Source organism: Paractinoplanes pyxinae, from assembly GCF_026626335.1.
Taxonomy (GTDB): domain Bacteria; phylum Actinomycetota; class Actinomycetes; order Mycobacteriales; family Micromonosporaceae; genus Actinoplanes; species Actinoplanes pyxinae.
This window is the reverse complement of record NZ_JAPNTZ010000020.1, coordinates 21,947-46,413: the sequence shown is the minus strand read 5'-3', so window position 1 is coordinate 46,413 and position 24,467 is coordinate 21,947. Positions and strand designations below refer to the sequence as shown.

Annotated in this window: 27 protein-coding genes; 14 read left to right on the top strand and 13 right to left on the bottom strand. The window is 71.0% G+C overall.

Annotation, left to right across the window (positions count from 1 at the left end; translation table 11 throughout):
* Nucleotides 1–66 precede the first annotated feature (66 nt).
* From OWR29_RS41080 to OWR29_RS41070, 3 genes are all read left to right on the top strand, one after another.
* Nucleotides 67–381, top strand: a complete 315-nt coding sequence (locus OWR29_RS41080; protein WP_267569012.1) for a type II toxin-antitoxin system PemK/MazF family toxin — start codon at nucleotides 67–69, stop codon at nucleotides 379–381.
* Between the two features lie 166 nt (nucleotides 382–547).
* On the top strand, nucleotides 548–2,407 hold the full coding sequence (locus tag OWR29_RS41075) for a SpoIIE family protein phosphatase (protein WP_267569011.1): 1,860 nt from the start codon (nucleotides 548–550) through the stop codon (nucleotides 2,405–2,407).
* 21 nt (nucleotides 2,408–2,428) lie between these two features.
* Complete coding sequence (locus OWR29_RS41070) at nucleotides 2,429–4,303, top strand: diguanylate cyclase domain-containing protein (protein WP_324291307.1); 1,875 nt, start codon at nucleotides 2,429–2,431, stop codon at nucleotides 4,301–4,303.
* On the opposite strand, the gene OWR29_RS41065 is transcribed toward OWR29_RS41070, so the two are convergent.
* On the bottom strand, nucleotides 4,257–5,171 hold the full coding sequence (locus OWR29_RS41065; RefSeq protein ID WP_267569009.1) for a ricin-type beta-trefoil lectin domain protein: 915 nt from the start codon (nucleotides 5,169–5,171) through the stop codon (nucleotides 4,257–4,259). The two genes, OWR29_RS41070 and OWR29_RS41065, sit on opposite strands and share 47 nt — an antisense overlap.
* Nucleotides 5,172–5,306: 135 nt before the next feature.
* Here OWR29_RS41065 and OWR29_RS41060 point away from each other — a divergent pair, with 135 nt between their 5' ends.
* The 4 genes from OWR29_RS41060 to OWR29_RS41045 are packed head-to-tail and all read left to right on the top strand — an operon-like array spanning nucleotide 5,307 to nucleotide 7,950.
* Complete coding sequence (locus tag OWR29_RS41060) at nucleotides 5,307–5,705, top strand: NUDIX domain-containing protein (RefSeq protein ID WP_267569008.1); 399 nt, start codon at nucleotides 5,307–5,309, stop codon at nucleotides 5,703–5,705.
* Nucleotides 5,706–5,762: 57 nt separating this feature from the next.
* Nucleotides 5,763–7,106, top strand: a complete 1,344-nt coding sequence (locus tag OWR29_RS41055; RefSeq protein ID WP_267569007.1) for an erythromycin esterase family protein — start codon at nucleotides 5,763–5,765, stop codon at nucleotides 7,104–7,106.
* 56 nt (nucleotides 7,107–7,162) lie between these two features.
* Nucleotides 7,163–7,495 carry an ArsR/SmtB family transcription factor gene (locus OWR29_RS41050; RefSeq protein WP_267569006.1) on the top strand — a complete coding sequence of 111 codons (333 nt, stop codon included), beginning with the start codon at nucleotides 7,163–7,165 and terminating at the stop codon, nucleotides 7,493–7,495.
* Nucleotides 7,492–7,950 carry an SRPBCC family protein gene (locus OWR29_RS41045; RefSeq protein WP_267569005.1) on the top strand — a complete coding sequence of 153 codons (459 nt, stop codon included), beginning with the start codon at nucleotides 7,492–7,494 and terminating at the stop codon, nucleotides 7,948–7,950. Before OWR29_RS41050 ends, OWR29_RS41045 begins: the two co-directional genes overlap by 4 nt.
* 190 nt (nucleotides 7,951–8,140) lie before the next feature.
* Here OWR29_RS41045 and OWR29_RS41040 read toward each other — a convergent pair whose 3' ends face one another.
* The 3 genes from OWR29_RS41040 to OWR29_RS41030 form a co-directional block, all read right to left on the bottom strand.
* Nucleotides 8,141–8,557: a nitroreductase family deazaflavin-dependent oxidoreductase gene (locus OWR29_RS41040; RefSeq protein WP_267569004.1), complete on the bottom strand. Its 417-nt coding sequence runs from the start codon at nucleotides 8,555–8,557 to the stop codon at nucleotides 8,141–8,143.
* A 186-nt stretch (nucleotides 8,558–8,743) separates the two neighbouring features.
* Nucleotides 8,744–9,124 carry a hypothetical protein gene (locus tag OWR29_RS41035; protein WP_267569003.1) on the bottom strand — a complete coding sequence of 127 codons (381 nt, stop codon included), beginning with the start codon at nucleotides 9,122–9,124 and terminating at the stop codon, nucleotides 8,744–8,746.
* Between the two features lie 508 nt (nucleotides 9,125–9,632).
* A complete protein-coding gene (locus OWR29_RS41030; RefSeq protein ID WP_267569002.1) occupies nucleotides 9,633–10,799 on the bottom strand; it encodes an alpha/beta hydrolase in 1,167 nt (388 codons plus the stop codon).
* A 202-nt stretch (nucleotides 10,800–11,001) separates the two neighbouring features.
* Between OWR29_RS41030 and OWR29_RS41025 the strand changes: the two genes are divergently transcribed.
* From OWR29_RS41025 to pstS, 3 genes are all read left to right on the top strand, one after another.
* Nucleotides 11,002–11,316, top strand: a complete 315-nt coding sequence (locus OWR29_RS41025) for a hypothetical protein (RefSeq protein WP_267569001.1) — start codon at nucleotides 11,002–11,004, stop codon at nucleotides 11,314–11,316.
* A gap of 86 nt (nucleotides 11,317–11,402) precedes the next feature.
* Complete coding sequence (locus OWR29_RS41020; RefSeq protein ID WP_267569000.1) at nucleotides 11,403–12,683, top strand: GlnX family signal transduction membrane protein; 1,281 nt, start codon at nucleotides 11,403–11,405, stop codon at nucleotides 12,681–12,683.
* A gap of 10 nt (nucleotides 12,684–12,693) precedes the next feature.
* Complete coding sequence (gene pstS, locus OWR29_RS41015; RefSeq protein ID WP_267568999.1) at nucleotides 12,694–13,740, top strand: phosphate ABC transporter substrate-binding protein PstS; 1,047 nt, start codon at nucleotides 12,694–12,696, stop codon at nucleotides 13,738–13,740.
* Here pstS and OWR29_RS41010 read toward each other — a convergent pair.
* Entirely contained in the window at nucleotides 13,690–14,640 is a 951-nt protein-coding gene (locus OWR29_RS41010; RefSeq protein ID WP_267568998.1) for a helix-turn-helix domain-containing protein, read from the bottom strand. The two genes, pstS and OWR29_RS41010, sit on opposite strands and share 51 nt — an antisense overlap.
* A 142-nt stretch (nucleotides 14,641–14,782) precedes the next feature.
* On the opposite strand from OWR29_RS41010, the gene OWR29_RS41005 reads away from it, so the two are divergent.
* Nucleotides 14,783–15,586 (top strand): NADPH-dependent F420 reductase, encoded by an 804-nt coding sequence (locus tag OWR29_RS41005; protein WP_267568997.1) that lies wholly within the window; start codon nucleotides 14,783–14,785, stop codon nucleotides 15,584–15,586.
* A gap of 51 nt (nucleotides 15,587–15,637) precedes the next feature.
* On the opposite strand, the gene OWR29_RS41000 is transcribed toward OWR29_RS41005, so the two are convergent.
* The 6 genes from OWR29_RS41000 to OWR29_RS40975 all read right to left on the bottom strand — a co-directional run bounded on the left by OWR29_RS41000 (nucleotide 15,638) and on the right by OWR29_RS40975 (nucleotide 20,655).
* Nucleotides 15,638–16,897 carry a helix-hairpin-helix domain-containing protein gene (locus OWR29_RS41000; RefSeq protein WP_267568996.1) on the bottom strand — a complete coding sequence of 420 codons (1,260 nt, stop codon included), beginning with the start codon at nucleotides 16,895–16,897 and terminating at the stop codon, nucleotides 15,638–15,640.
* Nucleotides 16,898–17,062: 165 nt separating this feature from the next.
* The gene (locus OWR29_RS40995) at nucleotides 17,063–17,326 is read right to left on the bottom strand and encodes a GlsB/YeaQ/YmgE family stress response membrane protein (RefSeq protein WP_267568995.1); all 264 of its coding nucleotides are present in this window, start codon (nucleotides 17,324–17,326) and stop codon (nucleotides 17,063–17,065) included.
* Nucleotides 17,327–17,356: 30 nt separating this feature from the next.
* Entirely contained in the window at nucleotides 17,357–18,154 is a 798-nt protein-coding gene (locus tag OWR29_RS40990) for an ABC transporter ATP-binding protein (RefSeq protein ID WP_267568994.1), read from the bottom strand.
* A gap of 10 nt (nucleotides 18,155–18,164) precedes the next feature.
* Nucleotides 18,165–18,929 carry an ABC transporter permease gene (locus tag OWR29_RS40985; RefSeq protein ID WP_267568993.1) on the bottom strand — a complete coding sequence of 255 codons (765 nt, stop codon included), beginning with the start codon at nucleotides 18,927–18,929 and terminating at the stop codon, nucleotides 18,165–18,167.
* Nucleotides 18,926–19,681, bottom strand: coding sequence for an ABC transporter permease (locus OWR29_RS40980; protein ID WP_267568992.1), 756 nt, complete (start codon nucleotides 19,679–19,681; stop codon nucleotides 18,926–18,928). Before OWR29_RS40980 ends, OWR29_RS40985 begins: the two co-directional genes overlap by 4 nt.
* Nucleotides 19,678–20,655: an ABC transporter substrate-binding protein gene (locus OWR29_RS40975; RefSeq protein ID WP_267568991.1), complete on the bottom strand. Its 978-nt coding sequence runs from the start codon at nucleotides 20,653–20,655 to the stop codon at nucleotides 19,678–19,680. The genes OWR29_RS40980 and OWR29_RS40975 overlap by 4 nt, the downstream gene beginning before the upstream one ends.
* Before the next feature lie 109 nt (nucleotides 20,656–20,764).
* Between OWR29_RS40975 and OWR29_RS40970 the strand changes: the two genes are divergently transcribed.
* Nucleotides 20,765–21,547: an IclR family transcriptional regulator domain-containing protein gene (locus OWR29_RS40970; RefSeq protein WP_267568990.1), complete on the top strand. Its 783-nt coding sequence runs from the start codon at nucleotides 20,765–20,767 to the stop codon at nucleotides 21,545–21,547.
* Between the two features lie 6 nt (nucleotides 21,548–21,553).
* Here OWR29_RS40970 and OWR29_RS40965 read toward each other — a convergent pair whose 3' ends face one another.
* The gene (locus OWR29_RS40965) at nucleotides 21,554–21,781 is read right to left on the bottom strand and encodes a hypothetical protein (RefSeq protein WP_267568989.1); all 228 of its coding nucleotides are present in this window, start codon (nucleotides 21,779–21,781) and stop codon (nucleotides 21,554–21,556) included.
* Nucleotides 21,782–22,189: 408 nt separating this feature from the next.
* Here OWR29_RS40965 and OWR29_RS40960 point away from each other — a divergent pair, with 408 nt between their 5' ends.
* Together OWR29_RS40960 and OWR29_RS40955 are read left to right on the top strand one after the other, a co-directional pair.
* Complete coding sequence (locus tag OWR29_RS40960; RefSeq protein ID WP_267568988.1) at nucleotides 22,190–23,437, top strand: MFS transporter; 1,248 nt, start codon at nucleotides 22,190–22,192, stop codon at nucleotides 23,435–23,437.
* A 1-nt stretch (nucleotide 23,438) separates the two neighbouring features.
* Nucleotides 23,439–24,014 (top strand): tetratricopeptide repeat protein, encoded by a 576-nt coding sequence (locus OWR29_RS40955; protein WP_267568987.1) that lies wholly within the window; start codon nucleotides 23,439–23,441, stop codon nucleotides 24,012–24,014.
* Here the strand turns inward: OWR29_RS40955 and OWR29_RS40950 are convergent.
* Entirely contained in the window at nucleotides 24,002–24,466 is a 465-nt protein-coding gene (locus OWR29_RS40950) for an SAM-dependent methyltransferase (protein WP_267568986.1), read from the bottom strand. The two genes, OWR29_RS40955 and OWR29_RS40950, sit on opposite strands and share 13 nt — an antisense overlap.
* Nucleotide 24,467: the final 1 nt, after the last annotated feature.

Here is a 24,467-nt window from a genome sequence, read left to right as displayed (position 1 = left end):
GTGTGCCCCGCGGTGGCCTAAGATCGCGCGGCGGTAGGGTTGGCCCATGCCGACCGGGACGAGCCTGTGAGGCGCGGCGAGATCTGGACGATCGGCAACGCCACCGACCTGCGCTACCGGGTTCTCGTGCTCTCCGCGGATTCGTACAACGAACGCAAGAACGCTTCGCCCTTCTGCGCGCCGATCGTGCGCCAGCGCGGTGTCACCGAGCTGCCGCCGCACGCCGTGCCCCTCACCGAGCAGGATCCGATCACCGGCGTGGTGGTGGTGAACCGGATGCGGCGGATCCCGGCCGAGGTCGGCGCGGAGCGTATCGGCATGGTCACCGGGGCCAGCATGGCCCGCGTCACCGAGGTCATGCGGTCACTCTTCGAACTGTGACGCGGACGGTCCGCTGATCGATGCACTCCATCGGGTCACCCCCGGTCGGGTGACCAGCGCGAGGTCGCGCCGCAGGTAGCGACCGGTCGAGATGAACGGCCGATGACGACCCCCTCCCCACTGGCGTATTCAGGAACCGGACAACTGAGCCTGGGGAGGGCGTGTAGTGACACAGGCGTACGCGGCGGCGGTCGAGAGCCTCCGCCCGAGCGCCCCGGCGGGGGCCGGGGAGGCGGGCCGCCTCACGATCGAGCGCGCCGTCGGCCTGCTGGCCGGCCGGGCCCGCTGCCGCCTGGCCGACGCCCACCGCCACCTGCTGCGCATGGCGGCCGAGGAGGGCCGCGGCCTGCTCGAGGTGGCGACCGGCGTGATCCGCCTGCTCGACGTGGCCGACGCCGACACCCCGATGATCTCGGGGCTGGACACCGGTCGGGTGCCGCCGCTGCTCACCGCCCCGGTCCGGCGGTTCGCGCCGTGGATCGGCATGGTGCAGCGGGTTCTCGACATCACGCCCGGCATGGCCTCCTTCCTGAGCGCCGAGCGCACGCCCGACGGCCGCCTGGCCGATCTGATCTGGGCCGCCGCCAGCCCCGACGCGGTGGCCCCGAACGGGCTGCGCGGCGCCGAGCTGCTGGGCCTGAGCATGGCCGAGCACTTCCCCGAGGTGTTGCACAGCGACCGCTGGCCCGTCTATCAGCGTGTTCTCGACACCGGCGCGCCGGCCGTCATGGGCCCGTTCCCGCATCGCGACGGCATTTATTCGGTACGGGCCAACCGGCTCGGCGAGGGGCTGATGCTCAACTGGACCCGGCACGACGACGCTCCCGGCGGCATCGGTGACCGCCTGGCCAGCACCGAGCGCCTGGGCAACCTCGGCTGGGGCGAATGGGACCTGGTCAGCGGCGAGATCTACTGGTCCGACCAGCTCTACCGGATCTACGAGCGCGACCCACGCCTGGGCCCGCTCGGCCCGGGCGACGCCGGCGGCAGCGCGCTGGCCGAGGACGAGCCGCTGCGGGCCGCGGCCAAGGCCCAGCTCGACCGGGGCGACCGGGTCGACGTGATCACCCGGATCCGGGTCAACGGCCGGATCAAGCACCTGCGCACGGTGGCCGACGCCAGCCGCGACACCGACGGCCGCCCGCTGCGCGTCTACGGCATCGTGCAGGACGTCACCGAGCAGGAGGCGGGAGCCAAGCGGCTGGCCGAGGTCGAACGCCAGCTCGACGAGGAGCGCCGCAGCCTGGCCGCCGAGCACGAGCTGGCCGCCCGCCTGCAGCGCATCATCCTGCCCATCCCGGAGGGGCCGATCGTGCTGCCCGGGCTCAAGGTGGCCCTGCGCTACCTGCCGGCCGGGGACGAGAGCCTGGTCGGCGGCGACTGGTACCACGCGGCCGAGCTGCGTGACGGCTCGGTGCTGCTGGCCGTGGGCGACGTGGCCGGGCACGGCACCCCGGCCGCCACCACCATGGCCCAGCTGCGGCACGCCCTGCGCGCGCTGGCCGTGACCACCAGCTGCCCGGCCCAGCTGCTGGCCCACCTCAACACGCTCTCGTGCGAGCTGGCCCGCGAGACGCCGGAGCTGGCCTCCACGGCGGTGATCGCCCGCTTCGACCCGGCCCGCAACGAGATCGTCTGGGCCCAGGCCGGTCATCCGCCGCCGCTGCTGAGCCGCGGTGGGCGTACGGCCGCCCTCGAACGCCCGGCCGGGCCGATGCTCGGCGTGGTCGAGGACGCGACGTACGAGACGGCCCGGCTCGACTTCCGGATCGGCGACGTGCTGCTGCTCTACACCGACGGGCTGGTCGAGCACCGCCGCCGCGGCCCCGACGACGGGCTGGCCTCGGTGATCGCCACCGTCGACGAGGCCGTGCGGGCCTCGCCCGGGCAGCCGCTGGCCCAGCTGCTGTCGCGGCTGCGCCGTACCAACCCGGACGACGACACGTGCATCCTGGCCGCCCGTCCCGTTACCGGAGAAACGCAGGACTTGCGCCGATATCTCTCATCCACGACCCCGCGCGCCTAGTTTCGGGAGATCATGTCGGCCGTGGGTCGTCGCACGTACGGTGTCCTGTCGCCCTTCGTCGGGGGCGACTACTACGGGACCATCATCGCGGGGGCGAACCAGGCTGCCGTGTCCGCGGGCGACCGCCTGCTGGCGCTGCAGACGCTCGACCCGGGCTCGTACAACGCCGACCGCAGCGGGGTGCCCGACTATCGGCGGCCGGTCGCCTGGGAGCATCTGGCCGGGGTCATCGTGCTGGCCGGGGCGGTTCATGAGGCGTACGCGGAATCGGCGCAGGCCGTGGGCATCCCGGTCGTGACGGTCGGCCACGAGATGGACGGCTGCTCCGCCGTCTTCGCCGACAACAGCGGTGGCGTGCGGGCCGCGGTCGACCATCTGCTCGAGCACGGCCACCGGCGGATAGCGTTCGTCGGGCACCTGGCCCACTTCGACATCCGGGAGAGGCGCGAGGGCTACGAGAGCGCGCTGCTCGAGTTCGGCCTGATCCCGCCGCCCGACCTGCTGCTGGACGCCGGTGACAACCACGAGAGCGGCGGCGAGCTGGTCGCCGAGCGGCTGGCCGGAGCCCGGCCGCCGGTCACGGCCGTGGTCTGCGGCACCGACCGCAACGCGATGGGCGTGATCCGCCGCCTGACTGAGCTCGGCCACCGCGTACCCGAGGAGATCGCGGTCGTCGGCTTCGACGACCTGGCCGGCGCGATGTACATGAAGCCCAGCCTGTCGACCGTGCGCCAGCCGTCCGACCTCATCGGCGCGGCCGCGGTCGCCCTGCTGGCCGAGCTGACCGGGCAGCCGGACCCGCAGCGGACCGTACGCCGGGTGCCGACCAGCTTCGTGCGGCGCGACTCGTGCGGCTGCCCGCCCAGCGGCCTGCCCGTCACCGAAGACCTCACCCGCTACCTGTTCGGCCAGGTCGTTAGCCTCCAGGAGACGCTGAACGTGCAGCACGAGCTGGGCATCGACCTGCTCGGCGCGCACGACAACGATCCGCGCGAGATGGCCTGGCTCAAGCGCACCACCGCCTTCGCCGGCTGCCTCGGCCTGTGGCGCGACGGCACGGTGCCGGTGCTCGACGCCGAGCTGCGCGTCGAGGGGGAGTACCCGGCCGGCCACGAGCTGACCGGCTCCACCATGCCGGCCAGCCGGTTCCCGCCGCCTGAGCTGTTCGATCTGGCCGACGGCGCGGCCGGCGACGCCGTGTTCGTGGTGCCCGTCCGCAGCGCCACCCGGGACTGGGGGCTGCTGGCCGCGGTCGGGCACATCCAGGAGGCCACCCCGCCCGGCAGCGAGATGATGAACCAGTCGGGGGCTCTGCTGGCCGCCGCGCTCGACCGCAACGCGATGGTGGCCGCCCTGCGCGAGCAGGAGGAGCAGCTGCGCGACGCCGCGCTGCACGACGCGCTGACCGGCCTGCCCAACCGGGTGCTGCTGGCCGACCGGATGCGCCAGGCCGGGCTGCGCGCCGCCCGGCGGGCCGGCCACCGCTTCGCCGTGCTGCTGCTCGACCTCAACGGCTTCAAGGCGGTCAACGACTCGCTCGGCCACGCGGCCGGCGACGTGCTGCTCATCGAGGTGGCCGGCCGCCTGACCGGCCTGCTGCGCGAGTCGGACACGGTGGCCCGCCTCGGCGGCGACGAGTTCGTGGTGCTGCTCGACGGTCTGCCCGCCGACGGGGCCGAGGAGCTGGTGCGCGACACCATTGCCACCCGACTGACCGAGCCGTACGCCATCGACGGGGGCCGGGTCACGGTCGGCGTCAGCATCGGCGTGGCCCTGAGCCGCGACGGCAGCGACCCGGACAGCCTGCTGCGCGAGGCCGACGCCGCCATGTACCGCGCGAAGCTCGCCTCTAAGGCAGGCTCCAGCTCTGGCTCGAGTCGCCCGAGCACGCGCTGACCGTGGTGGTGGCGCCGGCCCGGCCGGGGTCGGTCAGGCAGCCGCCGCCGGCCGAGTTGATCAGGGTGCCGTCGCCGCCGGCCCGCCACTGGGACGACTCGCCGTCGCCGCAGTCGGTGACCCGGACCGTGCCGTCGCCGGTCGACTGCGCGCACTTGTTGCTCACCCGCAGCGTGCCGTCGGCGGCCAGGGTGAACGACTGGTAGGCGACCGACATGCAGCCGGCGACGTTCACCGGGCTGCCGTTGGAGCCGAACAGGCTGCCCAGGGCCAGGCAGCGGCCGCTGGCCGCGGTGACCTTGCCGGTGCGGTCCGAGGCGGGCGGCGCCAGCGTGGGCTCGGTGGCCGGGGGCGCCGCACTGGTCGCGGGCGGCGGCGCCGCCGAGGAACCACTGGGCACGACCGGAACCAGCGGCTGCAGGGACGCGTCGGCCGAGACCGAGGGCGACACGCTGGCCGACACGCTCGCCGACGCGCTGGGCGACTGGCTCGCCGCCGAGGGCGCGACGCTGCGGACCTGGTCGAGAGGGGCCTGGCCCGGGGCGGCGGGCAGGGCGACGCCGGGCTGCGGCAGCGCGGGATCGGAGGCCGGGCCGAAGATCAGGTAACCGACCACGCCGAGCGCGAGCGCCACACCACCCACGAAGATCCCGGCGCGGGCCAGCGGGTGCATGGTCAGGCGGGGCTTGGCCGGGGCGGGCGGCTCGTCCTCGACGGCGGGCTGGACGAGGGTGTCGGCCTCCACCGGTTCCTCGGCGGTGGCGGGCCAGGTCTCGGCCTCCTCGTCGGGGGCCCGTTCGGCCTCGGCCACGGCCTTCACGTACGGCCGCACCAGCACGGGATCCTCGCGCTTTCCGTCGTCCGGCATGGCTCTCCTCTGCAAGATCGCGGTCCACCGTGGACCGGTAGCAGAACATACGCCATATCGGACCCTTTCGATCACCCGATACCGGACTATTACCGTACGTATTGGCGCGGTGATCGATGCGGAATGATGATCTCCATGAATCGCCCCGAGGTCTCCTGTGTTTTCGTCTGTCACGACGGCGACGGGCGCATCCTGCTCGCCCGTCGTTCCGCCCGGGCCCGCGACGAGCCCGGGGCCTGGGACTGCGGGGCCGGCGCCCTCGAGTTCGGCGAGACGTTCGAGCAGGCGGTCACGCGCGAGGTCACCGAGGAGTACGCCACCGCGCCGCTGACGATCGACCTGCTCGGCGTCCGCAACGTGCTGCGGCCGGGCTCCCACTGGGTGGCGGTCGTTTTCGCCGTACGCCTGGACCCCGCCGCCGCCCGAATCGGTGAGCCGCACAAGTTCGACGAACTGGGCTGGTTCGCGCTCGACGCCCTGCCTGCGCCGCTGCACTCGCAGCTGCCGGCGACGCTGGAACTGTTCCGGCCCTGACGCACGGGTGCCAGATGTCGGACGTATGGGAAAAACCGGTCGGGGTACGTCACCCCCATGCATCGGTACGGTGATGAGGTCGCCGCCATCGCCCGGCCCCTGGTCGACGAGGGTGACCTGGACGTTCTGCTCGACCGGGTGGGCGACGCGCGGGTCGTGATGATCGGCGAGGCCAGCCACGGGACGCACGAGTACTACGTATGGCGGTCGGCGCTGACCCGGCGGCTGATCGCGGAGCGTGGTTTCTCGTTCGTCGCCGTCGAGGGCGACTGGCCCGACTGCCAGCGGGTCGACGCGTCCGTCCGTGGTGGCGACGCGACGCCGCTGGAGGCGCTGCTCGGCTACGAACGGTGGCCGACGTGGATGTGGGCCAACGAGGAGGTCGTCGACTTCGCCGACTGGCTGCGGTCGTTCAACGCGTCATCGGAGCGCAAGATCGGCTTCCACGGGCTCGACGTGTACTCGATGTGGGAGTCGCTGCGCGAGATCCTGACCTGGCTGCGCGAGCACGATCCGTCGCGGGTCGACGCCGCCCTGAGTGCGTACCACTGCCTGTCCGCTTATTCGGAAGACCCCCAGTCGTACGCGTGGGCCACGAAGTTCCTGCGCGCGAGCTGCGAGGACGACGTGGTCCGGATGCTGATCGACCTGCGCGGGCGCGACCTCGCCGCGCCGAACGACTCCGCGCCGAACGACTCCGCGCCGACCGGCTCCGCCACGCGGCCGAACGACTTCGCCGCGCGGTGGAACGACTTCGCCGTGCGGCAGAACGCCGAGGTCGTGGCCGGCGCCGAGCACTACTATCGGGCGATGGTGCGCGGCGGCCCCGACTCGTGGAACGTGCGCGACCGGCACATGGACGCCACGCTGGCCCGGTTGCTCGACCACTACGGCGACGGCTCCCGTGCGGTCGTCTGGGCGCACAACACGCACGTCGGCGACGCCAACGCCACCGACCAGGCCGTGCAGGGCGAGGTGACCATCGGCTCGCTGGCCCGCGAACGGTTCGGCGCCGACCAGGTCGTGCTGGTCGGACTGGGCGGCCACCGCGGCTCGGTGATCGCCGGCCGCACGTGGGGCGGGCCCATGACCGAGTTGGCCGTGCCGCCCGGCCGCCCCGGCTCGCTCGAGGACATCCTGCATGCCACCGCGCCGCCGCGGGCGCTGTTCGTCTTCCCGCCGCTGGGGGAGCGGCCCGACCTGCTCGTCGACGCCCTGCCGCACCGCGCCATCGGCGTCGTCTACCGCCCCGAGCATGAGCAGTACGGCAACTATGTGCCGTCGGTCATCGGCGACCGCTACGACGCCTTCCTGTGGTTCGACGAGACGCGCGCGCTGCGCCCGTTGCATCCGCTGCACGTGGACACGCACGAACTGGAAACGTACCCGACCGGGGTTTGACAAGACGCGCGTCCGGCGTATTCTCAACCTACCAGTTTATAAACCAGGTGGTTGTCATGCCGGATCCGATCGACGGCGTCTTCGCCGCGCTAGCCGACCCCACGCGCCGCGCGATCCTCGCCCGGCTCGCCACGGGCGACGCGACCGCGGGCGAACTCGCCGGGGACTTTCCCATCAGCGCCCAGGCCGTCTCGAAACACCTCAACGTGCTCGAGGCGGCCGGGCTGATCGTCCGCACCCGCGAGGCGCAGCGGCGCTGGTGCAGCATCGTCCCCGCGCAGGTGCGAAGCGTCGCCGAATGGGCGTCGCAATACGAACGCCTGTGGACCGAACGGTACGACGCGCTCGACAAATACCTGGGCCGGATCGCCAACGAGGAGGAATCGTGAGCATCACCGTCCAGACCCCCACCGACACCACACTCGTCATGAGCCGCACCTTCGACGCGCCCCGCGACCTCGTCTTCGCCTGCCACACCCAACCGGAGCACATTCGCCACTGGTGGGGCCGCGGCAACCCGCTCGACGTCGACATCGACTTCACCGTCGGCGGCAAATGGCGTTTCGTCGAACACGCCGACGGCACCGAACACGCCTTCCGCGGCGAGATCAGGCAGATCGACGCTCCCAACAGCTTCACCTGGACGTTCGAGTACGAACCGATGGCCGGCCACATCCTCACCGAGCAATACGTCTTCACCGAGGAAAACGGCCGGACAACGGTCACGTCGACGTCCCAGTTCGACTCCAAGGAAGACCGCGACGGCATGGTCCAAAGCGGAATGGAAACCGGAGCGGAACAGTCGTACGCCGCGCTGGACGCCTATCTCCTCAAGGTGGCGTGATTTCTCGCGCTTAATGCAAGAGTCAAATGCCGATGTCGTAGCGGGGTGGTGGGTTACAGACCGTCGCTCCCGCCGAGGGCCCGGGTGGGGTGAGCTGGCCGCTGGCGCGTCCAGAACGCTCACCCCACCCGGGCGACCTGCGTGAGTGGTTGCGCTCAGAACCAAAACCCGCCGTCTGGCGGTCCGGGGTTCAGTCGGCCGAGACCCGGACCAAGGCCACGACCGGGATCGTCCTCGTTGTCTTGGACTGGTAGTCGGACCAGCCGGGGTCGTCGGCGGCGGCCCGGGCGAAGGCCTTGTCGCGGTCCTCACCGGTGAGGGGGATGGCTGTTGCCTCGTAGGTTTCGGCGCCGGTTTCGACTGTCACTTGTGGATTGGTCCGGATGTTGTGGAACCAGTCGGGGTGGTGCGGGGCACCGGCGGCGGAGGCGATCACCAGGAGGCGGTCGCCGTCGGGCAGGGGGCCCAGGGGAGTGGTGTGGGGCCGGCCGGACCGGGCGCCGCGGGTGGTCAGAAGGATGAGGGTGCTGCCGGCGAAGGGCCCGCCGACGCGACCCTTGTTGGCGCGGAACTCGTCGATGATCTGCTGGTTGAACGGGTTGGGCATGGTCCGCTTTCTGTAGGTCCCGGAATGTTGGAACGGGCTGTACAGAAAGCAACGGCGGGCCACGAGCCCGCCGACCGGTCACGCCTCAGCCGGGCGCCCCACTCGGTAATGGCCCAAGGCCGACCCGGCAGTCACGAGAAGCACCCTACCGAACTTCAGCGCCCGGACGACCTCGCTTCTCGCCGGTCACACTTCGCCTGCGAGGTAGAGGGCGTGGTCGAGCCGGTGCATCGCCGTAGGTGACAGAGACCCGATCCGTTCGATGAGGTGGTCGGCGGTCAGCCCTGTCCGCCAGGTGCAGAAGATGTGGCCCTCGTGTGGCAAGGCCAGGCGCACAACGCCGGGCGGGTCAAGTCCTTCGTCGGGGCCGACGGGCACCTCGATCCCGGTGATGCCGGCTCTCGCCCCGGCCGGCGCCTCGTCCGGCAGGAAATCCGGATCCAGAAAGGTGAAGCCGCGCTTCTGCTCAGCAGTGGCCGGCTCGACAACCTGAATCGCAGGCACCTCGCCGCCCACGCCTGCCTCACCGAGCAGCACCACCGGCTGCGAACCGTTCACGTCGGCCACCCACACCTCGCCCCGTCGCATCCCCAAACCGTAGCGACGCCCCCTCCCACTCCGCTGGCCCCGAACACGTGTCGGCAGGGGTTGGGCGTTCGCGCTGCCCGTTCTACACCGCAGGCCGCCGGGCCGCAGCCGGCAGTGGGGTGGGGCTGTCTGCGAGATGGCGGCCGTGGCCGTCTTCGCACTGCCCCATTCGACTCCACAGGCCGCCGGGTAGGTGCCGGCAGTTTGATGGGCTGTATGCGGAATGGTGGTCGCGGCTGTCTTCGTGCTGGCCCGTTCGGCTCCGCAAGCGGCCGGGCCGGGGCCGGCAGTGGGGTGGGCTGTCCGCGGATGGTGGCCGCGGCCGCCTTCGCGCTGCCCCGTTTGGCTCCGCCCGCCCAGGGCAGGGTCCGGCGGCGGGTGGGCTGACCGCGGGATGGCGGCTGTGGCCGCCTTTAACCCGCCTCACGCGAAGCACAGCAATCGGCCCGGTGCTGGCGGGCGTCCTCGCGCGGGCGCCGGAGGTCGGTCAGCGGCTGAGGACGGTGGCTTCCTGGACCTCGGGGTAGGTGGGTGGCGTCCATGGGGTGCCGTGGGTGGCTGACTGCAGGAAAGAGCTCACGAATTCTGTGGTGATGGTCAGAGCGTGGCGGCCGTTGATCGTGCCCAGGGGCAGGGCGCGGCGCAGGGGGGCGGAGACGTGGAAGGCGGCCAGGTCGGTGAACGACAAACGCTCGGCGCCCCGCAGGGTGAAGGTGCGGCCGGTCCCGAGTGGGGCCGGGCCAGGGGTGTTGAGTAGCAGCAGTGGGCGGCTGAAGCCGTCGGAGGCGGGGGCGCCGTCCAGCGAGGCAGCGGTGCCGGCCGGGGCGCTATCCGACGACGCGGCGGCGCTGACGGGGGCGCTGTCCGGCGAGGCGGCGGCGCTGACGGGGGCGTCGTCCGGCGAGGTGGCGGCGCCGGCGGGGGTGCCGTCGAGTGAGGCGGCGGCGGTGCAGCGAGCGTCCAGGTGGCAGGCCTCGATGGCTGCTGTGCCGCCGAGGCCGTGGCCCACGTACGAGAGCTTGGCGCTGTTGACGTTCGAGCCGAACTGTTGGGTGGCTCGGGCTGCGGCGAAACGCGCGTCGGCTGCCCAGACCGAGACCAGTTGGTCCTCGCGGCCCGTTGCGGAGCCGGCGGCGGTGGCGGGCACGCGGTGGCCGTCGATGACGCTCAGGCGTGAGCTGTATGTGGGTGTCACGCCGACCACCACGCTGCCGCGCGCGGCCAATCCTGATGCCACCGCTGCGTACTGGGGAGCTGCCAGGCCCAGATCGGGCAGCAGCACCACGATGGGGAAGCGGCCTTTGGCCCATGACGGCTCGTCGCGCGTGCCTGTGCGTACGCGGTCGAGGCTGGTCGACGCCCAGCCGTAGCGCTGCATCGCTGACCACTCGCCGGGTGCGTACGCCGACTCGGGGCCGGGGCCGCCCGCTGGATACCAGATCCAGGTGGACAGCATGCGGGGCGTGCCGCCGATCGGCGCGAACTGGTCGGTGCGGGAGCGGTCGACCCACAGGTCGGTGATGCGGCCGACCGGATATGGGCCGGCCGGGGCGATGCTCACCGGCCGCTGCGACTGCACCCTCGCGTACGTCAGGAAGCCCGCCACCACCGCGAGCAGCATGACCGTTGCCGCCAGGATCCGACCGATTCGCACCGGTGAATTGTGCCGCACCGCGCCGGGGATGCCCGGCCTGTCCCGAATGACGGATCGGGCCGTCCGGCCGAATCCTATTTCCGGGACATTAAGCAAGGGTTTTCGAGTGTGGGATCACAAACGGCTCAGGTGGTCGACGCAGGATGCATTCGCGTCGTAAAGTGGTCGAGCAGTTATACGGAGGGTAACGGAGGGTGAGATCGTGGTGGACGTGCGAACGGTCGCCGACGGCAGTGTCGTCATCACCCCGCGCGGCGCTCCCGATTCCGAGCGCGGCGGCGAACTGAGGCGCGTCCTCGTGCACACGGTGCGCCGGGTTCGCCCGTTCCGCCTGATAGTCGACCTGGCCGAGGTGCCCGAGATCGACCCGCTGGACGCCGGATCGGTCGCCGCGGCCTGCGAGCTGGGCGACGACCACCACGTCACGGTCTTCGTCGACAACCCCCGCCGGGACGTGGCCACCCGCCTCGCCGCGGCCGGTGTTCCTCGTCAGCGGCTACGCGGAGCAACTGCCTGAAGAATGGCAGATGGCCGCCAGGTTAACGGCGGGAATAGCGCGATGCCGCTGATCTAAGAATGGTGCAGGTGCATTACCTTGGGGCCGTGCCCGTCGTAGAAAGGGCTCTCCGGCCCGAGACCCCGGCCAGGCTGCGGCTCTGGGCCGGCGCCACCGTCCTGACCGCCGCCGTGCTCCTCGTCTCGGCCTGCCTGATCATGGCCCGGGTTCAGCAGCAGGCCCGCATCATCGGCGACCAGGCCGCACCACAGGCGGCCAACGCGGCCGACCTCTACTTCGCGCTCAGCGACATGGACGCCCAGGTGGCGCGCCTCGTGCTCACCTCGGGGCGCGACGATTTGGCCGGCAGCAACATCGACGCCCTCGGCACGTACCGGGAAAGAGGGCGACAGGTCGACGAGAGCCTGCAACGCTCGCTGACCACGGCGGCCGGCGACGACGAACGCGAGATCGTGCTCGGCCTGCTGCACGACCTCGGCGCCTACCGCGAACGCGTCTGGCAGGCGCTGACCGCGGGTCCGGGCGCCGCCGGCTACTACACGCAGGCCACGAACGTGCTCCACCTCGACCTGCTGCCCGCCGCGACGAGGCTGCGCCAAGCCGGCGAAGACAGACTCGATTCCGCGTACGGGGCCAAACGCGCTACGGAGATCGCCGGGGTGACAGTCGCCGTGGTGCTCGGCGGGCTTCTGCTCGTGCTGCTGATCGGCCTGCAGGTGTGGCTGGCCAAGCGGTTCCGCCGGCTGCTCAACCCGGCCCTGATCACCGCCACCGTGCTGACCGCGCTGCTGCTGATCCCGATGGCGGCCGTGCTCGTGCTGCAGGGGCAGGTGCTGAGCAAGGCCCGCGACGAGAGCCTGATCCCGTTCCTCGACCTGACCCGGGCCCGCGCGGTCAGCTACGACGCCTCGGCCGACACGTCGCGCTACCTGATCAGCAACCGCCTCGGCCTCTACCGGCAGGACTTCGACCGCAAGGCCGACTCGCTCGAGAACGGCGACACCGGCCTGCCGGCCGTGGCCGGCGGCCCGGACATCGGCCCGTACTACACCGACCAGGTCGTCGAACGCTGGAAGGCGTACCGCACCGGCCACGAACGCATCGTCAAGCTGGCCGACGCCGGTCAGGAGGCCGAGGCGATCACCGCGCTGACCGGCATCAGGCGCGGCGACGCCCAGTTCGACTTCTCGTACTACGACGCGGCGGTCGCCGAGATCACCGAGTCCCGCCGGGACGACTTCGACCGGGCCCTGCGCGACGCCGAGATCCTGCTGACCGGCTGGCCGTTCGTCCCGGCCGTCCTGCTGGGCCTGGTGATCCTGCTGGTGCCGCTGTCGGTCCGTAAGCGTTTCGCCGAGTTCCGCTGAGGAGGCTGCCATGAGAAAACGCATGTTCGCCGCGGCCCTCCTGCTGCTGGGGGTCGCCGCGTGCGACTCGACGAGCACACCGGCCCGCGCGTACATCGACTGCGCCGGCGGTTCGATCGCCGCCCAGGGCTCGTCGGCCCAGGCCAACGCCGTGAGCGCCTGGATCAAGGACTACCAGGTGAGCTGTTCCGAGGCGACCATCGAGTACGCCAGTGTGGGCTCCGGGGCGGGCCGGCGCAGCTTTTACGCGGGCACCGGCGACTTCGTGGGCTCCGACTCGCCGGTCGCGGCCGACGAGCAGGCCAAGGCGACGGCCCGCTGCAAGGGCCCGGTGTTGCACCTGCCGATGGTCGTGGGCCCGATCGCGCTCGCCTACACGGTGACCGGCGTCGACGACCTGCGGCTGGCGCCGGCCACCATCGCCCGCATCTTCACCGGCAAGATCACCCGTTGGAACGACCAGCGGATCAGGGCCGACAACCCCGGCGTCGAGCTGCCGTCCACGCCGATCCGCCCGGTGCACCGCTCCGACAGCTCGGGCACGACCGACAACTTCACCAAGTTCCTGGCCGCGACGGCCGGCACCGACTGGGGCCTGAAGGCGAGTTCGACCTGGCCTGCCCCGGGCGGCGTGCCCGCCGACGGCAGCAACCGGCTGGTGTCGGCGATCGAGCGCACCGACGGGGCCATCGGCTACGTCGAATCGTCGTACGCCCGCTTCTCGAACCTGCCGACCGCCCGCATCGGCAACGCGGGCGGCGAGTTCGTGTCCCTGAGCGACGCGGCCGCCGCCCGCACCGTCGCCGGGGCCAAGGTCGTGGGCACGGACGGCGACCTGCGCCTGGAGCTCAACTACCGCATCGCCGATCCGCTGGCCTACCCGCTGGTGCTGGTGACCTACGAGATCGCCTGCCGGCAGGGTTCCTCCGCTCTGGCCAAGAGCTTTTTGGCGTACGCGTCGAGCAGTCTCGGCCAGGACACGGCCGCACGCACGGGTTACGCCGCGCTACCGGAAGAGCTGCGCGCCCGGGTCGAGCAGTCGGTCGCCGGCCTCTGACCCACCCGCGGCGACGCTTACCCGCAGCCCGTCGAGCTGGTCGGCGTCGCTCGTGCCTGCGGCGACCCTTTCCCGCAGCTGGTCGAGCTTGGCCGCGTCCGGGGTGCCGGGGTCGGCCCAGTTGAGGACGATGTGCAGGTCGGCGTGCTCGATGGCGAGGATGTCGCAGTCGAGCGTGATCGGGCCGACCTCCGCGTGCACGACCGTCTTGCGGGAACGGCCGAGCGGCACTGTCTCGTAACGCGTCCACAGCTCGGCGAAGCGCGGGTTGGCCTCGCGCAGACCGCTGATCAGCTCGGTGACGGCGCGGTCGTCGGGGTATCGGCCGGCCGCGCGCCGCAGGTCGGACACCATCATGCGCTCGAAGGCGTCGGTGTGCGCGGCGTCCCGTTCGACCCGGGAGGCGCCGGCCGGGACCGCTCCGGCGAAGTGGCCCCAGATCAGGTTGTGCATGCGGGCGTCGACCGCGGCCGCGTCGCCGAACAACTCGCCCCACAGCGGGTTCCACTGCACCGCGTCCCACGACGCCGTGAAGACGGCCAGCGGGGTGTCGCTCATCCGGTCGATCATGCGCTGCACACCCCGCGGCACCTCGCGCGGCACCGAGCCGGACGGCGGGACGACCGAACCGGCCAGGCGGAACAGCAGCTCCCGGTCGACCGGGTTGAGGCGCAGCACCCGGGCCAGCGCGCCCAGCACCTGCGCCGAGGGGTTGGCGGCCCGGCCCTGCTCGAGCTGCACCAGGTAGTCGAACGAGATGCCGACCATCAACGCCAGCTCCTCGCGCCGCAGGCCGGGAACGCGGCGGCGGGTGGTGCCGAGCGGCAGGCCGACGTCGGCCGGGCTGATGCGCTCACGCCACGCGCGGAGGGCGCTGCCCAGTTCGGTGCGGGTGCTCATGATCCGAGTATGCGCCGGTGCGCAGGCGGCTGACTGGTACCGCAACTCATAGGCTGAGCGGCCCCTGGCACCTGTTTCCCGGCCGGCCAAGCATCGACTCCAGCGGATCCACCGCAGCTTTTCGGCAAGGGAAGAAACAGCTATGAATCAGACAATCGGCATCATCGGCTCTGGTCTGTCCGGCAGCGGGCTGGCCCGCCTGGCCGTCGCGGCGGGCCATCACGTCGTGCTCAGCAACTCCCGCGGCCCCGAGACGATCTCGGATCTGGTCGCCGAACTCGGCCCGCTCGCCCGGGCCGGAACGGTCGACGAGGCGATCGCGGCCGGTGATCTCGTCGCGATCCCGCTCCCGCTGGCCAAGTTCGAGGCCCTGCCGGCCGGCAAGCTCGCCGGAAAGGTGGTCATCGACATGACGAACTACTACCCGGCCGACGATTTCCGCCGGGCCGACCTCGACAACGCCGAGCTCACCTCGAGCGAGCTGGTTCAGCGGCACCTGCGGGACTCGATCGTCATCAAGGCGTTCCACAACCTCGACTGGCATCACCTGTCGTTCGACGCGCGGCCGAAGGGCGACCCCGGCCGGACGACGCTGCCGATCGCCGGTGACGACGCTGCCGCCAAGCAACTCGTCACGCGGTTCATGGAAGAGGTCGGCTACGACGTGGTCGACGCCGGGTCGCTGGCCGGCAGCTGGCGGATCGAACCGAACACGCCGATCTACTTCTGGCCCTACGCGCCGGCCATCCCGGACGGGCTGACCGAGGACGAGTCGAAGAAGTTCTACCTGCAGAACGTGGGCGAGCCCGTCTCGCGTGAAAGGGCGCAGGAACTCATCGACCAGGCCGTGCGTCCGTCGCCCGTCGGCGGCACCCTCGACGGGCTGCCGCCGGCTCACGTCGCCATCTTCCTCGAGCTGGCCGGCGCCGGGACCTGGAAGAGGTGAGACGACGATGCCCGGCGGACGCGGGTCCGCCGGGCATCGGGTGAGAGGGGCTCAGCTGGTGGTGTCGACCAGCTGCTTGGCGCGCTCGGGCCACGTCGGCAGGGTGGGGGCCAGGCGGAGGCCGGCCGAGGTCACCGCCGTGCGCAGGGTCGGGACGTCGGTCTCGGCCAGTTGACGGAACGTGGTGATGCCGCCGGCGGCCAGGGCCATCGCCATCTTGGGGCCGATGCCGGCGATCTTCGTCAGGTCGTCGGGCTCGGTCACGGCGGCCACCGCCACCGGGGCGGGGACGGCGGCGACCTCGTCGGCCTCCGCGATGCCGGGAACGGCGGCTGCGGTGTCGGCCGCGGCTTCGGAGAAGACCGGCGCGGGCTCGGCCACGACTGCTGCCGAGACGACGGGCTCGGCGAAGACCGGAGCAGGCTCGGCCACGACCGGCGCCGCGGCGACGGGCTCGGCGATGGGCGCCGCGGCCGATGCCGGCTCGCTGACGGGCGTCGCGGGGACGGCGGCGGGTTCGGCGATCGGCTTGGGCTTGGCCGGCGTACGGGTCCGGGCCGCACGCGGCTTCGGGGCCGGCTTGGCGGCGGGCTCCGGAACGGCGGGCGGCTCGACGACGGCAACCGGCTCGGCGGCGACCGCCACCGCGACGGGCTCCGGCTTCGCGACGGCGATCGGCTCGGGCTCCACAGTGGGCTCGGGCTTGGCGGCGGGCCGGCGCTTGGCGGCCGGACGCTGCCGGACGATGGGCTCGGTCACGGCCTCCGAGTCCACAGCCTCAGCGACCGGCTCAACCGCGGCGACCGGGACGGCCGCGCTCACCGGCTCGGTCTTGGTCGTTGGGATCGGCTCGTTCGCTGCCACCGTCTCCGGCTTCGCGGCGGGGGCCGGCGTGTCGGCGGGCTCGGACGCGGCGATCGGCTCGGGCGTCGCGGCGACCGGCTCGGTGTCGACGGCGAGCTTGCTGTCGGCGGCCGCATTCGCATCCACCAGCTCGCTGTCGGCGTCAGCGTCCGCGAGCGGCTTGCTGTCGACGGCGGGATCGGCCGCCTTGATCGGCTCGGCGTCCGCGGTGAGCGCCTTAGTGTCGCCGGTGTCCGCGGTTTCGGGGAGGGGAGTGTCGGCTTCGATGGCCTTCGGCTCGTCCTCGGCTGGGGTGGCTTGGGCGGCCGTCGCCGGCGCGCTGGTGGGGGCGGCGCTAGGGGCGGGCGTCACGTCGGCGGCCGGCTTGGGGGACCGCTGCGCGCGCAGCAGCCAACCGGCCGCGAAACCGACGACGACCCCGGCAACAAGGAAGAGGACCGATGCCATATGAAGGGCTCCGAAACGATGAGAGCTGCGTATGTGGCGCGCAGCATCGCACATCGCCCAGCGTGTTCACCATCAGGGTGGTATCGGCGCGGCGGAAAAATCACCGGACGTCAGCGACCCGTCACCCCGGCGGCATTCCGCAAAGGAACGGAAACAAAGACGCAGTTATCGCCGCCGCCACATGCCCGTCGCCAGGGCCACCCCGCCCGCCGCCAGCGCCACCTGCAGGATCAGTTCGATCCAGTCGATGCCGCGGGTGTCGTCCACACCGAGCAGCGCGGCCAGGAACGTGCCGACGATGGCCGCCACGATGCCGATCAGCAACGTCAGCCAGATCGAGATCTTCTGCCGGCCCGGCAGGACCAGCCGGCCCAGCGCGCCGATGATGAGTCCGATGATGATGGCGGTGAAGAAACCGGAAATCTCCATGTGACGGCTCCCGTGTCGAGGCGATCCCCTTCAGGATGACGCGCCCGCGCCACCCAGTTGAAGCCCGCGTTTGGCGGCCTGGATCTGTTCGTACACATGGGTCCGCAATTCCGTGAATCGCGGGTCGGCACGAGTGTGCAACTGGTCGCGGGTGGACGGCAGGTCGACGGTGATCTCGTCCTGCACCACGGTCGGTGACGACGACAGCATCACCACGCGTTGCCCCAGATAGACCGCCTCGTCGATGTCGTGCGTGATGAACAGGACGGTCACCTCGAGCCGCTGCCACAGCGCCCGCACCAGATCCTCGAGGTCGGCCCGGGTCTGCGCGTCGACCGCCGCGAACGGCTCGTCCATCAGCAACGTCGACGGCTCGTAGGCGACGGCGCGCGCGATCGCCACGCGCTGTTGCATGCCGCCGGACAGCTGCCACGGGTAGGCCGACTCGGTGCCCGCGAGCCCGACCGCGTCCAGGGCCTGCTCGACGAGGGTTTTCCGCCTGTCTCGAGTGATCTTCTTCTGTTTCAGCGGGAGCTCCACGTTGTCGCGCACCGACATCCACGGGAACAAACTCCGCCCGTACTCTTGGAAAACCATCGCCAGACCCGGCGGCGGACCGCTGACCTCGCGCCCGTCCAGGCGGACCTGCCCGCCGGTCGGCTCGAGCAGGCCGGCGATGCAGCGCAGCAGCGTGGTCTTGCCGCAGCCGGACGGCCCGACCAGGCAGACCAGCTCGCCGCTGTCGACGGTGAACGTCAGGTCGCGCAGCGCCTCGACCTCCCGCGCCCCCGAGCGGTACACCTTTTTCAGCGAAGAAACCTCGAGCATGACGGCCCTCTCATGACCTGCGCTGCGCGTCGCGCAGACCGTGGTACCAGCGGAGCGCCCGCCCCTCGGCGAGCCGGAACAGCAGCGACAGGCCGAATCCGAGCAGGCCGAGCAGGATGATCCCGCTCCACATCTCGGGGATGGCGAAGCTGCGCTGGAACTGGACGATGGTGAAGCCGAGCCCGTTGCTGGCCGCGAACATCTCGCTGATCACCATGAGGATGATCGCGATCGACAGGGCCTGCCGCAGACCGGCGGCGATCTGCGGCGACGCGGCGGGCAGAATTACTCGCCCCAGGCGGGCCGGGCCGCTTATCCCGTACGCCTTGGCGGTGTCGATCTGAACGCTGTCAACCGCCCGGACACCCTCCACCGTGTTGAGCAGCACCGGCCACACGCAGCCGAACACGATGACGATGATCTTCATCCCGTTCCCGATGCCCGCGAACAGCATGATCACCGGGACCAGGACGGGCGGCGGGATCGCGCGGAAGAACTCGAGCACGGGTTCGACCGTGGCCCGCACCCGCCGGTTCAGCCCGATGGTGACGCCCACGGCCACGCCGATGACCGCCGCCAGCGCGTAGCCGGCGACCAGCCGCAGCAGGCTCGGGACCACGTCGGTGCCGAGCCGGTCGAGCGTCCACGTCTTGCCGAACGACTCCAGGATGGTGGACAGCGGGGGAGCGTAGAAGCTCTCGCTGCCGGCGCTGAGCAGATACCAGGCCGCGAACAACACGACCGGCAGCCCGAGGACGTACGCCACCCGTTTCATGCGGGCACCTCCCCGCGTACGGACTGATGCCACGCGAGGGTGCGGCGCTCAAAGGCTCGGGCGGCCAGATTGATGGCGACACCGAGTAAGCCGGTGACCGCGATCAATGCGTACATCAAAGGAACCGCCCCCGACGTCTGCGCCACGGCGATCGACTTGCCGAGACCGGGCGCGCCGATGACCAGTTCCGCCGTGACGGCCAGGACCAGGGCGACGGACGCGGCCAGCCGTACGCCGGTGAAGACGTACGGCAGCGCGGTCGGCCACAAGACGTGCCGCACCCGAGCCCACGTCCCGAACCGGAAGCTGCGCGCGGTCTCGTCGGCGATCGGGTCGACGTCGGCCACGCCGTACAGCACCTGCACCAGCACCTGCCAGAACGCCGCGTACACCACGAGCAGCAGCGTCGACCCGAGGTCGGTGCCGTAGAGCAGCACCGCCAGCGGGATCAGCGCGACCGACGGGATGGGCCGCAGGAACTCGATCGTGGACGCGGTGGCCGCCCGCAGCACCGGCACCGCGCCGACCGCGATGCCCACCACGACCCCGGCCGCCACCGCGATCACCAGCCCGATGGCCCATCCCATCAACGTGTCGCCGACCGCCTGCCAGAACTCGGCGGTCACCAGCTCGTCGCCCAGCGCGGCCGCGATCCGGCTGGTGGGCGGCAGGTACGCGTCGTTCACCAGGCCGAGCCGCGGCAGCAACTCGACCAGGACGAGCAGACCGGCCAGCCCGGTCAGGCCTCTCACGGCAGCAGCTTCGCCACGTCCGGGGTGGCACCGTCGAAGATGCCGTCCTGCGCGCCCAGCTTGGCCAGCGTGTCCACCGACTCCTTGTTGATCTCGACCGGCCACTTGGGCAGCGTCAGGTCGGCCCGCGTCTTCTCGTCGATCTTCGTGTAGCTGCCGAGGACCGCGCGCACCTCGTCCGGGTGCCCGTCCGCGTACGTCAGCGACTCGTTGATCGCCTCGGTGAACCGGTTGACCAGGTCGGCGTCCTCGCCGGCCAGCTTGGCCGAGGTGAAGTACGCGGCCACGCTGAGGTTGGGCGCCGCGTCGACGTAGTTGGACGCCACCATCCGCCCGCCGGCCGCCTTGACCTGCGTGAGCGACGGCTCCACCACCCACACGGCGTCGACCTGACCCTCCTCGAGGGCGGCCGGCGCGTTCGCGAACGGCACCTCGACGAAGTTGATGTTCTTCGGATCGCCGCCGGCTTTGCGCACCGATTCCCGTACGGTCGTGTCGCCGATGTTCTTCAAGGTGTTCACGGAGACCTTCTTGCCGGCCAGGTCGGCCGCGGTCTTGATCGGGCTGTCCTTCTTGACCATGACGGCGCCGAAGTCCTTGCCCTGCTCACCGGTCGACGCGACGCCGTTGGCGACGGTCTTGATCGGCACGTTCTTGGTCTGCGCCAGCAGCAGCGAGGTGAAGTTGCTGAACCCGAACTGGAACTGCCCGCTGACGACACCGGGCACGATAGCCGCGCCGCCCTGTCCGCTCTCCATGGTCAGCTCGATGTTGCGGTTCTTGAAGAACCCCTTCTGCTGTCCCAGGTAGATCGGCGCCACGTCGACGATCGGGATGACCCCGACCTTCACCTGGTCGACGCCGTCGGCGTCGGTGTCGCCGCCCGATCCGCCGGACGAACCGCAGGCGGCGGCCGAGCCGATCAGCGCGGCCAGCGCTACCCCTGTCGCTATCCCCGTGAAGACCCGTCGCATTCGTTTCCTCCGGTAAGCTGTGCGCATTGCGAACGAAAGTTCTCGATGTGAACGCTAGGATGTGGCCCGTGTCACGTCAACGATCTTCGTCGATCTATGTTGGATCGAGATGAGAGAGCCGCACCACGTTCAGTCGCTGGAGCGCGGCCTCGCGGTCATCCGCGCCTTCGACGCCCAGCACCCCGAACTGACGCTCAGCGAGGTCGCCAAGATCTGCGACCTGACCCGGGCCGCCGCCCGCCGCTTCCTGCTGACCCTGGCCGATCTGGGTTACGTCCGCACCGACGGCCGCCTGTTCAGCCTGACCCCCCGGGTCCTCGAGCTCGGTTACGCCTTCCTCTCCAGCCTCTCCCTGCCCGAGCTGGCCGCTCCCCACCTGGAACGCCTGGTCGCGCAGGTCCACGAGTCGTCCTCGCTGTCCATCCTGGACGGCGACGACATCGTGTACGTGGCCCGCGTACCCACCAGCCGGATCATGGCCGTGTCGATCAACCTCGGCACCCGATTTCCCGCGTACGCGACCTCGATGGGCCGGGTCCTGCTGGCCGCACTCCCGCCGGCCGACCTGGACGCCTATCTGGCCCGCGCCTCGCTCGACCGCCTGACCGCCAAGACGCTCACCACCCCCGCCGCACTGGAAGGCGCGCTGGCCCGCGTGTCGGCGCAGGGCTACGCCATAGTCGACCAGGAATTGGAAGAGGGCCTGCGAGCGATAGCCGCCCCGATCCACGACCGTTCCGGCGCGGTGGCCGGCGCCGTCAACATCTCGGTGCACGCGGCCCGGGCCAGTGTGGAGGCGATGCGCCGCCGCTTCCTGCCCCCGCTGCTGGCCGCCACCGCCGCCATCGACGCCGACCTGCGCCTGAACACCCACCACGCCGCCCGGGCCTGATGGCACCTATTCCCAGGTGCTGCCGTAGCCCACGACAAGTGCGGTGACCGCAACAATAATTGCCCCGGCGATGGTGGCGATCACCAAGGCCGACGTCATCGGACGAAAGCGTGTTGCCCGCAAGACAAATGCCGCGGCCAGGGTAATGGGAACGATATAGATTTCGAACAGTCCGTACAGAGCCGCGTAACCACGATAGGTTCCCTCGGCATTTTTCACCGAGAATGAAGACATCACTTGTCAGGCCCAGCGTAAATCCGAGCCGCCGCACAATCTTGTCCGTCCCACCGCCACTGCTACCCATTGTGCTCGCCCCGGCGGCCGGCGGAGGTGGGGATCGGCCGAACCGCGCTCACCCCGCCGCCGGTCGGCCGCGGGAACCCTGGCCGGTCGGTCAGGTTTTCGTTAAGCGGCGCTCATTAATAGCGCTCGAATTCCCCTTCCAGGTGACTTCCATTGCGTGCCTATCCGCCATTTCCCTACGCTGCAACTACGCCAAGGTGGCCGGATGAAGCGCAAAAGTAAGGGGACCATCGTGCGACGTCGTGCCTGATTTACAAAAGTGAGACGGCCGCCCCCGAATGATCGCGGGCGGCCCTCTTTATGCCTTCCTCCCCGACGTTTTCCCGAACCGGAGCACCCATGCCGAAAGGCCGCACCATCGCTCTGCTGCGCAGTCCCAACATTCTGCGGCTGCTGGCGGCTCTGGCCGCCTCCCGGATAGGTGACTGGGCCTTCAACACGGCCCTGATCGCCGTCGTCTACGAGCGGACCCACTCCGCGGGCTGGCTCGCCGCGACCGCGGTCGCCCGGATCGGGCCGGTGGTCGTGCTGGGCCCGATCGGCGGCTCGCTGGCCGACCGCTTCGACCGCCGCCGGCTGCTCATCGGGGCCGACCTGTACCGGGCGGCCATCATGGCGGCCGCGGCCTACGCCGTCGTGGCCGAACTGCCCGTCGCCGTGCTTCTCGTGCTCACCGCGATGACCACCGCGGCGTCCGCGCCCTTCGACACCGCCCTGGCCGCCCTCGTGCCCCGGCTGGCCGAGAAGGACCAGCTGAACGCGGCCAACTCGGCCCGCGCCGCGGTCACCGAGGTCAGTTCGGTGCTGGGCCCGCTGGTATTCGCTATCGGCTACGGCCGCTTGTCCGACGCCGGGCCCTTCCTGGTGAACGCGGCGAGCTTCCTCGTCTCGGCCGCGTTCCTCGTCCAGCTGAAGGGGATCGGCGCGCCGCCCGCCGACCGTGAGCCGGAGGCCCGGTCTTCCTTGCTGCAGGACGTGGTGGTCGGCTGGCAGGCCATCCGGGGCCGCCCGGCTATCTGGCGGCTGGCCGGCGCCGACATCCTCGAGAGCGCCATCTTCGGCAGCCTCACCGTGCTGCTCCTGCTGCTGAGCCACCGCCTCACCGGCGGCGACGCCGCCTACGGCACGCTGATGGCGGCCACCGGCATCGGCGGCGGCGCCGCGGCCTTCGGCACGGCTTGGCTGGGGCGCCGCTTCCGCCCCCTGCCCCTCGTGCGTACGGCCCTGCTGGCCACCGCCGTCCCCTTGCTGCTGCTCGGCTTCTGGACCGACCAACTGCCGATCATCATGGCCGCCGTCCTGGCCGCAGTCCTGGGCGGAGCCAACGTGGTGGCCGAGATCCAGTGCGATTCCGCCCTGCAAACCCAACTGGACGACGAGGTGCTGGGCCGAGCCTTCGGCCTGGTGCTCCCCGCCTGCATGCTGGCCGTAGTGATCGGAACCGCAACAGCCCAGCTGCTGGCCGACGCCCTCTCCCTGCCCGGTGCCTTCCTTCTGCTCGGCGTTCTGGTCCTGCTCTACATCCCCGTCGCCACGTTCCGCCAGCCCACCGTCGCCGCCCCACCCGCCAAGGCCGAGCTCGTGTAGCGTGCCCCGACGTGTCGAGCCCGGCGCCCACTGGCAGTTCGTGGCCGGCGCCTACCTCAGCTTCGCCGAGGCCGACATGGACCAGCCCGCGCGTCGGCTGGGATCGGTGATCGGCCACCGGCCCACCGTGGCCTGGGCCGCCGCACCGTGGTTCGGCGACGACCGTTTCCTCACCACGGTGACGGCCACCGGCCTGGCCGACCGACCGACGATGCTCGCCCAGGTCGTCCGAGCCGGCACGTGGGGTTACCTCGGCGACCGCCGCCAGCAGGCCACGGCACTGCGCCAGGCGTTGCGCATCGACCCGGCCAACTGGTCGCCTTACCTGGACCTGGCCGACCTCGCCGCCCAGGATCACGACTTCCGCGCGGCGGCGGACCTCGTACGGAAAGGCCTCAGCCACAAAGCTGAGGACAGCACGCTTCGGGCGGCCGGTGCGGCGTACCGCTTCCTGGCCGAAGGCTCACCGGCCGACTCCGACCTCCTGCTCGAGCTGGCGCCGGATGTCCCCCACGAGGGCTACCGGAACGACCTCATCAAGTTGGCGAGGGACCGCGCCGGCCTTCAGGCGAAGTAGTCGGCCATCATGCCGCTGACCCAGCCCGGCTGCGTCACGCCGGACGGGACGAACTCCGCGATCACCGGCTTCACGTCGATGACCGGAGTGCCGGTGACCGCGTCCAGGCCCGTTACCGTCAACTCGCGCCCCCGGACGGACACAATCGCGCAGCACGTCACCCCGATGCGGTTCGGGCGCCGGGGACCGCGGCCGGCGAAGACACCCATCGGCGGAAGGTCGGCGCGCCCGCGGTAGGGGAGCGGTTCGCGGAAGTCGCCCTCGTCCGGGAACTGGTCGAAGACGAACAGAACCTCCACATGCGAGAAGCCGTCCAGCCCTTGCAGGCTCGCCTCACCGAAGCGCTCGTCGACGGTGATCGTGCTGCGGACGGCACCCCAGTTGTCGGTGTTCTGCACGTCCGTACGCTCGTTGCGGACCGTGCCGATCGAGGCGATCGCGAAGCTGGCCATG